The sequence below is a fragment of the Algorimicrobium echini genome, from assembly GCF_900115185.1.
Lineage (GTDB): Bacteria > Bacteroidota > Bacteroidia > Flavobacteriales > Flavobacteriaceae > Algorimicrobium > Algorimicrobium echini.
Window position 1 is genome coordinate 1,274,701 of record NZ_FOVN01000001.1, and the last position, 12,611, is coordinate 1,287,311.

Sequence of the window (12,611 nt, forward strand, 5' to 3'; positions counted from 1 at the left end):
TAGTCGATTAATTTTTCGCTAAAAATTAATATCGCATCTTTGTAATAATGACAGGAATCGTTTATAAATCTACAGGAAGTTGGTACACCGTTAAAACGGATTTAGGTGCTATTTATCGATGTCGTATAAAAGGGAAATTTCGCATGAAAGGGATAAAAAGCACCAATCCTGTTGCTGTTGGTGACCGTGTGGACTTTGATCTAGATCATGATAACAACGACGAACCTGTTGGTGTGATTACCGCTATACACGATAGGAAAAATTACATTGTTCGAAAATCGGTAAATCTATCCAAACAAACCCATATAATTGCGGCTAATATTGATCAAGTATTTTTATTAATCACCATTGATAATCCACCCACATTTACCAGTTTTATCGATCGGTTTTTGGTGACTGCCGAAGCGTATTCCATAAAAACCATTCTGCTTTTTAATAAAGTAGATAGTTATGATGAAAACACGTTAAACGAGGTGAAATATCTTGCACACGTGTACCGGAAAATTGGGTATGAATGCATTGGTATTTCGGCATCAACTGGAAAAAACATTGAAAAAGTTAAAGCCTTAATGACAGGAAAAGTTAGTATGTTTGCTGGGCATTCAGGTGTAGGGAAATCTACTTTAGTTAATGCTATTGAGCCAGAATTGGATTTAAAAACCAAAGCCATTTCAACGCAACATATGCAAGGGCAACACACCACAACGTTTGCTGAAATGTTCGATTTGTGTTTTGATGCCAAAATTATAGATACACCAGGCATTAAAGGGTTTGGGGTGGTAGATATGGATAAGGAGGAAATTAGTGATTATTTCCCAGAGTTTTTCGCTTTAAAACAAGATTGTAAATTTAACAATTGTATTCATATTGAAGAACCACAATGTGCCGTTAAAGAGGCTTTGGAAGCGAATGAAATTGCTGCATCACGTTACCGAAGTTATCTGCAAATTCTAGAAGGTGATGAAGACCATTTCCGAACGGAAGAATGGATGAAATAATGTCTTAAAATTAATTTATTATTTACATGAAAGCAGTTATTCAAAGGGTTTCTCAAGCAAGTGTTACTATTAATGAAAAAATAGTAGCGTCTATTAATTCAGGCTTATTGGTGTTATTAGGTGTTGTAGATGATGATGCACAGGAAGATATTACTTGGCTCTCCAATAAAATCGTGAATATGCGCATTTTCCCGGATGTGGAAGGTGTTATGAATAATTCTATAATCGATAATCATGGTGATGTTATTTTGGTTAGTCAATTTACCTTGCATGCTAATACTAAAAAAGGCAATAGACCGAGTTATATAAAAGCGGCCAAGCCTGATGTAGCTATTCCATTATATCAAGATTTTATTAAACGAATTGAATCAGATTTAGGCAAACCAATTCAAACGGGTGAGTTTGGTGCCGATATGCAAGTCACGTTAATTAATGATGGCCCTGTTACGATAATTATAGATACTAAAAATAAAGACTAATGAATATTGAAAATGCACAAAAAGCCGTCGATAATTGGATAAAAGAACATGGCGTTCGGTATTTTAACGAATTAACCAATATGGCACAACTTACGGAAGAAGTTGGTGAAGTTGCCCGGATTATAGCCCGTCGTTATGGCGAACAAAGCGAAAAAGAAAGCGATAAAAATAAGGATTTAGGCGAAGAATTAGCCGATGTTGTTTTTGTGGTTTTATGTTTAGCAAATCAAACAGGTGTTGACTTGCAAGCTGCTTTCGATAAAAAATTAGATATTAAAACGAAACGCGACCATGAGCGTCATCAGAATAACCCGAAGTTGAAGTAGGTTATGAATCTCAAACTCCAAAAATCAGGAATCAAAAACCAGCAATCTCCAATCAACATTACAGGTTCTAAAAGCGAATCCAACAGGTTGTTATTGCTGCAAGCCTTGTATCCTGAAATTCAGATTCATAATTTATCCAATTCAGATGATACGGTTTTTATGGCAAAAGCGTTGTCTTCCGAGTCTAATGCTATAGATGTGCATCATGCTGGAACAGCCATGCGATTTTTAACGGCCTATTTTGCGGTTCAAGAAAACCGAACGATTACCATAACCGGTTCCGAGCGCATGAAAGAACGTCCTATTCAAATTTTGGTGGATGCCTTAAATCAATTAGGTGCAAATATCTCGTATCTTGAAAGCCCAGGATTTCCACCTTTGAAGATAAAAGGTCAGAAATTAACTAACAATCAAGTGATCATTAAAGCAGGTGTAAGCAGTCAGTACATTTCGGCTTTGTTACTCATAGGGTCAAAATTAGAAAATGGATTATATGTAACGTTAGATGGTGAAATAACATCTATTCCATATATAAAAATGACCCTTCAATTGTTGAATCAAATTGGTGTTGAAACCTCTTTTGAAAAGAATGTCATTCAAATTAAACCGTTAAAAGAATTAAAGGAAACCGAACTTACCGTAGAAAGCGACTGGTCTTCAGCGTCCTATTTTTATAGTTTAATTGCCTTAAGTGATAATCAAACTGAAATTTCTTTAACTTCTTATAAAATGGATAGTTTGCAAGGCGATTCTGTTTTAGCTGAAATTTACAAGCAGTTTGGCGTGTCAACAGCTTTTCAAGGAAACAGTATTTCATTAAAAAAAATAAGCAAAGTAAATGCTTCCGTAAACATAAAATTAGATTTAGTTAACGCGCCAGATATTGCACAAACCATTGCAGTAACTTGTTTCGGATTAGGAATAGCTTGTCACTTAACAGGGTTGCACACGTTGAAAATTAAAGAAACCGATAGGTTGGTAGCTTTAAAAAGGGAATTAGAAAAATTAGGCGCAACTGTTATTATTTCAAAAGATAGTTTGCAATTAAAAGCAACATCTATGATTAAAAAAGATATCGCTATAGATACTTATAAGGATCATAGAATGGCTATGGCTTTTGCACCTTTAGCATTAAAAACAAACCTTATTATTAATGAAGCTGAAGTAGTTTCAAAATCGTATCCGTCTTTTTGGAGCGACTTGAAAGCCACTGGAATTAGGCTATCTGAATAATAATTGGCTAAATACTTGACAACGCCTACTTTCAGGTTGTATATTTGCAACTTTTGTAAGTAAAATTATTAACTTCTAAAACATATAGGTCTATCAAAAAAATGAAACTATCGCATTTTAACTTCGAGTTACCTGAAGAGTTATTAGCGGAATATCCCTCTGAAAACAGGGATGAGTCACGTTTAATGGTATTAAACAGAAAAGATCAAACAATTGAACACAAAATGTTTAAAGATGTCATCGATTATTTTGATGAAGATGATGTCATGATTTTGAACGACACCAAAGTTTTTCCTGCCAGATTATATGGTAACAAGGAAAAAACAGGTGCGCGGATTGAGGTGTTTTTATTGCGTGAATTAAACGAAGAACAACGCCTTTGGGATGTGTTGGTAGATCCAGCACGAAAAATTCGTATTGGAAATAAACTGTATTTTGGTGAAGGGGAGTCTTTAGTAGCCGAAGTTATTGATAATACAACTTCTAGAGGAAGAACACTACGTTTTTTATATGACGGATCTTACAGAGACTTTAGAGCAAAATTAAATGAATTAGGTGAAACACCGCTTCCAAAATACATTAAGCGTGATGTTGAGCCTGAAGATCAAGAACGTTACCAAACCATTTTTGCGAAAAACGAAGGTGCTGTAGCAGCTCCAACTGCCGGTTTACATTTCTCTAAACATTTGTTAAAGCGTTTAGAAATTAAAGGTGTTAAATTTGCTGAAGTAACACTTCACGTTGGTTTAGGAACATTTAATCCCGTTGAGGTTGAAGATTTATCGAAGCATAAAATGGATAGTGAGGAAATTATTATCAAAAAACCTGCAGTTGATACTATTAACACGGCATTAAAAAATAAAAAACGTGTGTGTGCAGTAGGAACTACAGCCATGCGTTCTGTTGAAAGCTCTGTTTCTTCTAGTGGAACTCTAAACGAGTTTGATGGCTGGTCTAACAAATTTATTTTTCCGCCTTACGACTTTAGTATTGCTAATTGTATGATAACAAATTTTCACACGCCAAAATCAACGCTCTTAATGATGGCATCTGCTTTTGCTGGTCATGATTTTATAAAGAGAGCCTATGAAGAGGCAGTGAAAGAGAAATATAAGTTTTATAGCTATGGTGATGCCATGCTAATTATATAATAACATGTTTTAAAAGCCTTGTTTTTACAAGGCTTTTTTATTTAGTTTTACCTGTTACAATTTTATATGAGTCATAAAAAAGACATACGCGCTTTAACTAAAGACCAATTGCGAGACTTTTTTGAGAAGGAAGGTGATCAGGCATTTCGTGGAAATCAGGTATATGAGTGGCTTTGGAGTAAATCTGCACATTCATTTGCAGATATGACAAACATATCCAAAGAAACACGGGCTATGCTAGAGAATAACTTTGTTATCAACCATATAAAGGTGGACGATATGCAAAGGAGTAGTGATGGCACCATAAAGAATGCTGTTAAATTGCACGATGGTTTAACTGTTGAGTCTGTTTTAATTCCTACAAAATCTAGAACAACAGCTTGTGTTTCTAGTCAAGTTGGCTGTAGCTTAGATTGTAAGTTTTGCGCTACGTCTCGTTTAAAACGAATGCGAAATTTAAATCCCGATGAGATTTATGACCAAGTGGTAGCTATAGATAATGAAAGTCGCCTATACCATGACAGGCCATTGAGTAATATTGTATTCATGGGCATGGGTGAGCCGCTTATGAATTACAATAATGTGCTGAAAGCCATTGAAAAAATCACATCACCTGATGGTTTAGGTATGTCACCAAAACGCATTGTGGTATCCACGTCTGGTGTTCCTAAAATGATAAAAAAAATGGCAGATGAGAATGTGAAATTTAAGCTAGCCGTATCATTACATTCTGCTATTGACGACGTTAGAACTTCTATAATGCCTTTTAATGCCACGTTTCCCTTAAAAGATTTACGAGAAGCATTGGAATATTGGTATGCCAAAACAAAAAATAGAATTACATACGAATATGTAGTTTGGAAAGGAATTAATGATCAGAAAAAGGATGTAGATGCCTTAATTGATTTTTGCAAGTTTGCACCGAGTAAAGTGAATTTAATTGAATATAACCCAATAGATGATGGTATGTTTCAACAAGCTCAAGATGAGGCTATTGATATGTACGTCAATATGTTAGAACAACATAACATAACTGTAACAGTTAGGCGTTCTCGCGGAAAAGATATTGATGCAGCTTGTGGACAGTTGGCCAATAAGAGTTCATAAAAAAAGTGGCTTATTTTTAAAGCCACTTTTTTTTTAATTCTTAAATCAATAGTAATTGATTATTCAATAATAATTTTCTTTCTGTTTTGTGCATTAGAAACAGCATCTGTAACTTCAACAATATAAACTCCAGAAGCTAAATTACTACCATCAATATTTTGAGACTCTAAACGTGTATTACCGTTAAGAACTTCTTGTCCTGTTAAGTTTAATACTCGATAGTTAGTTTCACCTTGAATATTTGAAATGGTTACAATTTTATCTTTACAGGCAATATGTACTGAATTTAAAGCAAATTCATCAGTACTTAAAGTCTGGCCTGCATTAATAGGTGCGTCTGCAACAGAATTGTAGGCATAATCTTTAATAATCATTGTGGTTGCATCGGAAGAAACTTGTACTCTTGCCCAACCATAATGAGTGTTGGAAGAAATGTCAAAGCTAAAACCTAAAAAGCCATCCATTCCATCGCAAAATTGACTACCTGAATATGCACAACCGTTAAAATTTAAATCACCTCTCTGGCTAGTTGCCATAAAAGGGCTTGTATTTGCTATGTTTTCTCCGTTAGCTAAATTTGAAGGGTAATTGTATGGGCCTGAAGAAAAGCCTACAACTCCATTAGAATTATAGTAGCTTCCCGTTACTGGAATAATAAATGCAAATGGAGTTCCAGATGTAGGGTTAACTCTTAATAGGTAATCTTGAACTCCATTATTATCCAAATCAAGAGCATATGAAACATTTGTACCGTCTAAAGTTACATCGGCAATATCCGTGTAAACAATTTGTCCATTTGCATTGGCTACGCCAGCAATAGCAACAGACAAAGCTCCGTATTTTGATAATCTATTGGTAAGATTTTTACTTGTAATTTTTTTCATAATCTTCAGCTTTTAAATTAATAATGGCATATTTGTGTAAAATTCACAACTTCATGCTTCTATATTTAAAGCAATTTATATATTTAATTTTTTTTAAACAAATTATGTACTTATTAATATGGATTACGATAACACACAATTAAAACATAAATTCGTTATTACTGAGAAAGGATCTTTAGGATTATTAGCTATGGGTGATATTGGATTACGGGAATGGCGTAAAGTAAAAAAGGCTAAAAAAAAAGAGATATTAAACAAAGAAGGCAATAATAATGAGTAAAAACAAAGTTTTATTAATAGGTTGGGATGCTGCAGACTGGAAAATCATTGGACCTCTATTAGCAAAAGGACACATGCCAGCTTTAAAAAAATTAATTGACAAGGGAGTTTATGGTAATATGAGTACAATGAATCCACCATATTCACCTATGTTGTGGACATCTGTTGCTACTGGTAAAACACCTGATAAACATGGGGTTATAGGTTTTATTGAGGTCACAAAAAATATGAAAGGTATACGTCCAGTCACGGTAGAATCTAGAAAAACTAGAGCGATATGGAATATATTACATAATAAAGGATTTAAAAGCAATTTAGTTGGTTGGTGGCCAAGCTTTCCTGCTGAACCAATAAACGGAGTTGTTGTCTCTGATAAATTTCAGAAAGTTAATTTAAATCCAAAAGAAAAATCACCTATACTAAAAGGGACCATACATCCAGAAGCTAAAATCAAAGATTTAGGAGATTTAAGAATGTTTCCTTGGGAGGTTACTGATGCTCATATTCTACCATGCATACCCAGAGCAATAGAAATTGATCAAGAAAAAGACAATGGGTTAAAAACCTTTTCTAAAATTTTAGCTGAAAATACATCTGTCCATGCGGCAGCAACAAATTTAATGCGAACCACTGAATGGGATTTTATGGCTGTTTATTATGACTTGATTGATCATTTTTGTCATGGGTTTATGAAATATCATCCACCAAAGCTACAGAGTGTTCCTCAAGATCTTTTTGATATTTATAAAGATGCCGTTGTAAGTTCTTATCGTATTCAGGATATGATGTTGGAACGTACTATGGAGTTGGTGGACGACGACACCACAATAATTGTTATGTCTGATCATGGATTTGAATCAGATCATAAACGCATAGTTAAAATGCCTAAATATCAAGCAGCTCCAGCTTTAGAGCATAGGCAATTTGGGATGTTTGTTGCCGCTGGGCCAAATATTAAGAAAAATGAAAAAGTTTTTGGACTCGGTTTAATTGATATAGCACCGACCTTACTTCATATGTTTGGATTGCCAGTAGGAAAAGATATGGATGGCAAAATAGCATTGGATATTTTTATAGACCCAAAACAGCCCGAGTATATTGAAAGCTGGGATCATATAGCTGGAGATTTTGGAGAATTTAAAAATAGTAATGAAAATGCAGTGTTGGACGATGAAGAAGCTATGCAGCAACTCATTGATTTGGGGTATATCGAGAAACCTGATCAAGATATAGAAATAGCCGTATTAAAAACAACATGTGATTTAAAACATAATTTAGCACGAGTTTATTTAGGAAAAAAAGATTTTGAGCAATCAAAAAAAATATTGAAAGAACTTGTTGAAACTGATTATCCAGCATATAAGCAAGACGACTTTGAAGGTGAAAAAGCTGATAAATTAAAAAAACAGGGATTTAAAATAGGTGATTCCATGATAGATAAAGTTCCCTATTATCTAGAATTACTTAATATTTCCTTAATAGAAAAAGACTTTATTCTAGCAGAAGAATATTTAAACGAGATAAAAATTCAAAATAAAAGGTTAGAAATTAATTTGTATTTCTCCGAAGCTAAAATTTTAGTCAATAAAGGTCAAGCAAAGCAAGCGTTAAAGCTTTTAAAAGATGCTAAAGATAAAAAACCCAATTCTGAAGTTTGGTATCAAATAGGTAAAATTCATAGGAGATTAAACCAATTGGAGGAGACAAAAAATGCTTTCGAAAATGCAATAGAATTAGAGTTAGATAGAGCAAAACTGCATCAAGCTTTAGCCGAAACTTTAATACGGTTAGAAGAATTTGAAACTGCTGCTGAACATGCCTTAACGGCCATTGAACTAGTTAAATATTATCCCGAAGCGCATTACGTTTTAGCAGAAGCTTTGGAGAAAATGGGTGATTTAGAAAATGCTAAATTAGCTTACAGCACTGCTGCCAAATTAAAACCAGTTACCCATCATCGTGCTGAAAAAGCTATTGAAAATATTGAAGAAAGATTAATAAATCCAACTGAATTTACAGATAAATCTGATTTCAAGTATAGAGAAAATCAAATTGTAATTGTTTCTGGATTACCAAGATCAGGAACATCTTTGATGATGCAAATGCTTCATTCTGGAGGCGTAAATGCTTTAACTGATGCCAATAGAAAGCCAGACGAATCTAATCCAAAAGGATATTTTGAATATGATCCAGTTATGAGGCTGCATAAGGATAATTCTTGGCTAAATTTGGCTCAAAATAAAGCTATTAAGGTTGTAGCGCCACTGTTAAAACACCTAGATCCTAAATATCGATATAAAGTTATTTTTATGAATAGAGATTTAACAGAAGTCGTAAAATCACAACAGAAAATGATAGGTAAAAATCCAGATGTATTACCGTTAAATCTTTTTGAAGCTTATAATAAACAATTAAATCAGGTTGAAAAGTGGAAAGATAAGGAACCAGGTGTTGAGCTTATTTATATTGATTACAAAGACGCTCTAAACAAACCTGAAGAGGTCGTTACTAAACTTACTAAATTTATAGGTTTAGATTTACATGTTTCAGATATGATTAAATGTGTTGATAAATCTTTGTATAGAAATAAGAATTAACCTTAAAATAGGCATTTAACGGCTTTTTCAGTAATTTCGCTAGCGCACAATTTGCAGATTCGCTTTTGAAAATAGTAGAACAAATAAAACAACCCGTAGATTTTGAAATGGAACTTTTCGAACAAAAGTTTCAATTGTCAATGTCTTCTAAAGTAGCACTTCTTAATAGGATTACCCATTATATAGTAAATAGAAAGGGTAAACAAATGCGACCTATGTTCGTGTTTTTGGTCGCTAAAATGGTTTCCAATGGCGAAGTAAGCGAACGTACCTATCGTGGAGCTGCTGTTATAGAGCTAATTCATACAGCAACATTGGTTCATGATGATGTTGTAGATGATAGCAACAGGCGTCGTGGGTTCTTTTCTATTAATGCGCTTTGGAAAAATAAAATTGCAGTGCTTATTGGTGATTTTCTATTATCCAAAGGGTTGTTACTATCTATAGATAATAATGATTTCGATTTACTAAAAATTATTTCCATAGCTGTTCGAGAAATGAGTGAAGGCGAGTTGCTTCAAATAGAAAAAGCTCGAAAACTCGATATAACAGAACCGGTTTATTATGAAATAATTCGACAAAAAACGGCAACCTTAATTGCGGCTTGTTGTAGTCTGGGAGCTGCTTCTGTAAAACCAGACTCCGAGCATGTTGAACGCATGCGTAAATTTGGAGAACTGATTGGTATGGCGTTCCAAATTAAAGATGATTTGTTTGATTATGGAACTCAAAAAATAGGAAAGCCTACTGGTATTGATATAAAAGAGCAGAAAATGACTTTGCCTTTAATATATGTTTTGAATACGGTTTCTAAAAAAGATAAAAATTGGATTATCAACTCCATAAAAAACCACAATAAAGATAAAAAGCGTGTGAATGAAGTAATCACATTTGTTAAAGAAAACGGTGGTTTAGATTACGCAATTACAAAAATGAAAGCCTTTCAGGCAGAAGCTTTAGATATACTCAATACTTACCCCAAATCTGATTTTCGTGATTCTTTAGAGCTTATGGTGAATTACGTTATTCAACGTAAAAAATAATTTTTTTTAACGTCAGGCAACCTTTCGTATAAAATTTGCGTCTTAATTAATAGAAGCTCTAATGAAAGCGATTTTGAAGGTTATTCAACTACATAAAAATAATACGACCCTAATTAAAAAGGCTGCTAAAAACAATCGGGAAGCACAACAAGTGCTGTTTGATACCCATGCGCCTAAAATGTTGAGTGTTTGTAGGTATTATTTAAAAGATTTTCAAAAGGCCGAGGAGGTTATGCTGAACGGTTTTCTTAAAGCGTTTACTCATTTAAAACAATTTCAAGATTTTGGAAGTTTTGAAGGTTGGTTACGTAAAATTATGGTTCGTGAAGCTATTTCCTATTTACGGCAAGCCAAAAAAATAGAGTTTCCAGTAGATGTTACTGAATCAGAATGGTATCATGATAGCTATAATAATATTCATAGTAATATGAATGTAGATCAAATTCAGCAATTAATAGATCAGCTTCCAGATGGTTATAAAATAGTGTTTGTAATGTATGCTATTGAGGGATATAAGCATCACGAAATTGCTAACATGCTAAATATTTCTGAAGGCACTTCTAAATCACAACTATTTAAAGCCCGAAAACAACTCCAACAAGCATTACACGTATTTAATACTACACACTATGGTACCAAATAAATTTGAAAATAATATTAAGAAAACATTGGAGGAGCGGCAAATTTCACCGTCATCAAACGCTTGGAATCAGCTATCCAATGTCCTGGATGAACAGGATAAAAAATCCTCTCGTAAATATATTTGGTTAATAGGTATTGCTGCTAGTGTAGTTGGTTTATTATTTATTGTAAATACATTTCAACCTTTTAAGGATATTGAAAAAGCTACCAAACCAACAGTAGTTGAAACGACTTCCAAAAATAAGTTAAAAATTGATTCCACATCAAAAACACTTAATGCAGTTGCTAATTCTGAAGACGAAAATAAAAATCTAATTAACGATTTAGCCAGTGATAGTCTTCAAAAAAAACAAACTATAAAAAGAAAAAATAGGGCAGCTTCCCGTTTCGCTATGGTTAATAAAGATAAGGTAAGTCAAAGCCATACTAATAGCATGCAAGACTTTAAAAATGGATCTGAAAATGAAAGACAAACCGCTAATACGACACCTCAAAATAGCATACTTAACAATGCGCTTACAGATGTAGTTGATGCATCCGATATTAATTTAGAAGTAGATGCTTTATTGAAACAAGCAACTTCCAAGGTTTCTTCTGTTTCAGGTTCTGATGAAAAAAAATACACTATAAACCCTAAACATTTGTTAGAGGATGTGGAAATGGATTTGGATAAATCATTTCGCGATAAGGTTTTTGAGACTATAAAAACAAATTTCACTATTGTAAAAACAGCGGTTGCAGACCGTAATAATTAATATTTCATCAATTTAAAATCAAACAGTTATGCAAAACAATATCAAATTTTTAGTAGGTATTATACTTTTCTGTGTTCTAAAGTTTAGTTATGCTCAAGAGGTTAATAATAGGGAGCAAATTACACAGTTGGAGAATCAGAAAATGTTGGTTCAAAATGAAGAAAAGGCGTTATTAAAAGAAGCGGTCGAGGCCATAAATGTGCGTTTAGATACGAATGAAATTTCGCAAGAAGAAGCTTCCGAATTAAAATCTGCTGCTGCTGAAAAACATGCTTTAAATATTGAAAATAGGTTGGCAATTATTGATAATCGGATAGCTTTATTAGAGCGTAATGAAACGGTTACACAAGACACGGGTGCTAATTTAGATGGATTAGTAATTGAAATAGGAAAGAATAAAGATTCAGACACCTATGATACAGGTAGTATTTACGTAGGTCCAAAAACGAAAAAGAAACCACGTGTATACGATAAACGTACAACAAGTGATTTAGTATTTGCAATTGGGTTTAATAATGCCATTATTGAAGGACAGTCTTTAAATGATTCTCCATACAAAATAGGTGGTTCCGGATTTGTGGAGTTAGGTTGGGCTTGGAAAACACGTGTTTTTGAAAACTCCAACGCTGTTCGCTTTAAATATGGATTGTCTGTACAGTGGAACAAATTAGATATTAAAGATAATTTATATTTCGCAGAAGAAAATGATGTAGTTACTTTAGAAGAATATCCACTAAACTTGAGTAAATCTAAATTTAGAACTACCAATTTGGTCGTCCCTTTACATTTTGAATTTGGTCCATCTAAAAAAATTGAGCGTGATGATTATTTTAGGTACTCGACGTACAAAAAATTCAAATTTGGAATAGGTGGTTATGGCGGAGTTGTATTGCAGTCTTTACAAAAATTGAAGTATGATGAAAATGGGAGTAAGCAAAAGGATAAATTTAAGAATTACAACACCAATAATTTCGTGTACGGATTAAGTAGTTATGTGTCTTGGGGAAATGTTGGTATTTATGCTAAATATGATTTGTCAACCATATTTAAAGATCAAGCCATTGACCAAAACAATATTTCACTAGGATTGCGCTTTGATATGGATTAATATTAAGTG

13 protein-coding genes are annotated in these 12,611 nt (G+C 33.5%); 12 read left to right on the top strand and 1 reads right to left on the bottom strand.

Going from position 1 to position 12,611, the window contains the following annotated elements; genetic code table 11:
• Positions 1–47 precede the first annotated feature (47 nt).
• The 6 genes from rsgA to rlmN all read left to right on the top strand — a co-directional run bounded on the left by rsgA (position 48) and on the right by rlmN (position 5,294).
• Entirely contained in the window at positions 48–998 is a 951-nt protein-coding gene (gene rsgA, locus BM239_RS05735; protein ID WP_092206651.1) for a ribosome small subunit-dependent GTPase A, read from the top strand.
• Between the two features lie 26 nt (positions 999–1,024).
• The gene (gene dtd / locus BM239_RS05740; RefSeq protein ID WP_092206652.1) at positions 1,025–1,477 is read left to right on the top strand and encodes a D-aminoacyl-tRNA deacylase; all 453 of its coding nucleotides are present in this window, start codon (positions 1,025–1,027) and stop codon (positions 1,475–1,477) included.
• Positions 1,477–1,803 carry a nucleotide pyrophosphohydrolase gene (locus tag BM239_RS05745; protein ID WP_092206653.1) on the top strand — a complete coding sequence of 109 codons (327 nt, stop codon included), beginning with the start codon at positions 1,477–1,479 and terminating at the stop codon, positions 1,801–1,803. The genes dtd and BM239_RS05745 overlap by 1 nt, the downstream gene beginning before the upstream one ends.
• 3 nt (positions 1,804–1,806) lie before the next feature.
• Entirely contained in the window at positions 1,807–3,036 is a 1,230-nt protein-coding gene (locus BM239_RS05750) for a 3-phosphoshikimate 1-carboxyvinyltransferase (RefSeq protein ID WP_092206654.1), read from the top strand.
• 101 nt (positions 3,037–3,137) lie between these two features.
• Positions 3,138–4,187: a tRNA preQ1(34) S-adenosylmethionine ribosyltransferase-isomerase QueA gene (queA, locus tag BM239_RS05755; RefSeq protein WP_092206655.1), complete on the top strand. Its 1,050-nt coding sequence runs from the start codon at positions 3,138–3,140 to the stop codon at positions 4,185–4,187.
• Between the two features lie 66 nt (positions 4,188–4,253).
• The gene (gene rlmN / locus BM239_RS05760; RefSeq protein ID WP_092206656.1) at positions 4,254–5,294 is read left to right on the top strand and encodes a dual-specificity RNA methyltransferase RlmN; all 1,041 of its coding nucleotides are present in this window, start codon (positions 4,254–4,256) and stop codon (positions 5,292–5,294) included.
• A gap of 59 nt (positions 5,295–5,353) precedes the next feature.
• Here the strand turns inward: rlmN and BM239_RS05765 are convergent, their stop codons facing one another.
• The gene (locus BM239_RS05765) at positions 5,354–6,178 is read right to left on the bottom strand and encodes a T9SS type A sorting domain-containing protein (protein ID WP_092206657.1); all 825 of its coding nucleotides are present in this window, start codon (positions 6,176–6,178) and stop codon (positions 5,354–5,356) included.
• 118 nt (positions 6,179–6,296) lie between these two features.
• Between BM239_RS05765 and BM239_RS15395 the strand changes: the two genes are divergently transcribed.
• The 6 genes from BM239_RS15395 to BM239_RS05790 all read left to right on the top strand — a co-directional run bounded on the left by BM239_RS15395 (position 6,297) and on the right by BM239_RS05790 (position 12,602).
• Complete coding sequence (locus BM239_RS15395) at positions 6,297–6,458, top strand: hypothetical protein (RefSeq protein WP_177208984.1); 162 nt, start codon at positions 6,297–6,299, stop codon at positions 6,456–6,458.
• Positions 6,451–9,054, top strand: a complete 2,604-nt coding sequence (locus BM239_RS05770; RefSeq protein ID WP_092206658.1) for an alkaline phosphatase family protein — start codon at positions 6,451–6,453, stop codon at positions 9,052–9,054. Before BM239_RS15395 ends, BM239_RS05770 begins: the two co-directional genes overlap by 8 nt.
• Before the next feature lie 65 nt (positions 9,055–9,119).
• On the top strand, positions 9,120–10,097 hold the full coding sequence (locus tag BM239_RS05775) for a polyprenyl synthetase family protein (protein ID WP_092206659.1): 978 nt from the start codon (positions 9,120–9,122) through the stop codon (positions 10,095–10,097).
• A 61-nt stretch (positions 10,098–10,158) separates the two neighbouring features.
• Positions 10,159–10,740: an RNA polymerase sigma factor gene (locus tag BM239_RS05780; RefSeq protein ID WP_245758194.1), complete on the top strand. Its 582-nt coding sequence runs from the start codon at positions 10,159–10,161 to the stop codon at positions 10,738–10,740.
• Entirely contained in the window at positions 10,727–11,494 is a 768-nt protein-coding gene (locus BM239_RS05785) for a hypothetical protein (RefSeq protein WP_092206660.1), read from the top strand. Before BM239_RS05780 ends, BM239_RS05785 begins: the two co-directional genes overlap by 14 nt.
• A gap of 28 nt (positions 11,495–11,522) precedes the next feature.
• The gene (locus BM239_RS05790; RefSeq protein ID WP_092206661.1) at positions 11,523–12,602 is read left to right on the top strand and encodes a hypothetical protein; all 1,080 of its coding nucleotides are present in this window, start codon (positions 11,523–11,525) and stop codon (positions 12,600–12,602) included.
• Positions 12,603–12,611 lie beyond the last annotated feature (9 nt).

Bases quoted from the DNA above. Each gene is read 5' to 3' on its own strand.
- BM239_RS05780 (WP_245758194.1), top strand. From the start codon at position 10,159: ATGAAAGCGATTTTGAAGGTTATTCAACTACATAAAAATAATACGACC.
- BM239_RS05770 (WP_092206658.1), top strand. From the start codon at position 6,451: ATGAGTAAAAACAAAGTTTTATTAATAGGTTGGGATGCTGCAGACTGG.
- dtd (WP_092206652.1), top strand. From the start codon at position 1,025: ATGAAAGCAGTTATTCAAAGGGTTTCTCAAGCAAGTGTTACTATTAAT.
- BM239_RS05790 (WP_092206661.1), top strand. From the start codon at position 11,523: ATGCAAAACAATATCAAATTTTTAGTAGGTATTATACTTTTCTGTGTT.
- queA (WP_092206655.1), top strand. From the start codon at position 3,138: ATGAAACTATCGCATTTTAACTTCGAGTTACCTGAAGAGTTATTAGCG.
- rsgA (WP_092206651.1), top strand. From the start codon at position 48: ATGACAGGAATCGTTTATAAATCTACAGGAAGTTGGTACACCGTTAAA.
- BM239_RS15395 (WP_177208984.1), top strand. From the start codon at position 6,297: ATGGATTACGATAACACACAATTAAAACATAAATTCGTTATTACTGAG.
- BM239_RS05750 (WP_092206654.1), top strand. From the start codon at position 1,807: ATGAATCTCAAACTCCAAAAATCAGGAATCAAAAACCAGCAATCTCCA.
- BM239_RS05745 (WP_092206653.1), top strand. From the start codon at position 1,477: ATGAATATTGAAAATGCACAAAAAGCCGTCGATAATTGGATAAAAGAA.
- BM239_RS05785 (WP_092206660.1), top strand. From the start codon at position 10,727: ATGGTACCAAATAAATTTGAAAATAATATTAAGAAAACATTGGAGGAG.
- rlmN (WP_092206656.1), top strand. From the start codon at position 4,254: ATGAGTCATAAAAAAGACATACGCGCTTTAACTAAAGACCAATTGCGA.
- BM239_RS05765 (WP_092206657.1), bottom strand. From the start codon at position 6,178: ATGAAAAAAATTACAAGTAAAAATCTTACCAATAGATTATCAAAATAC.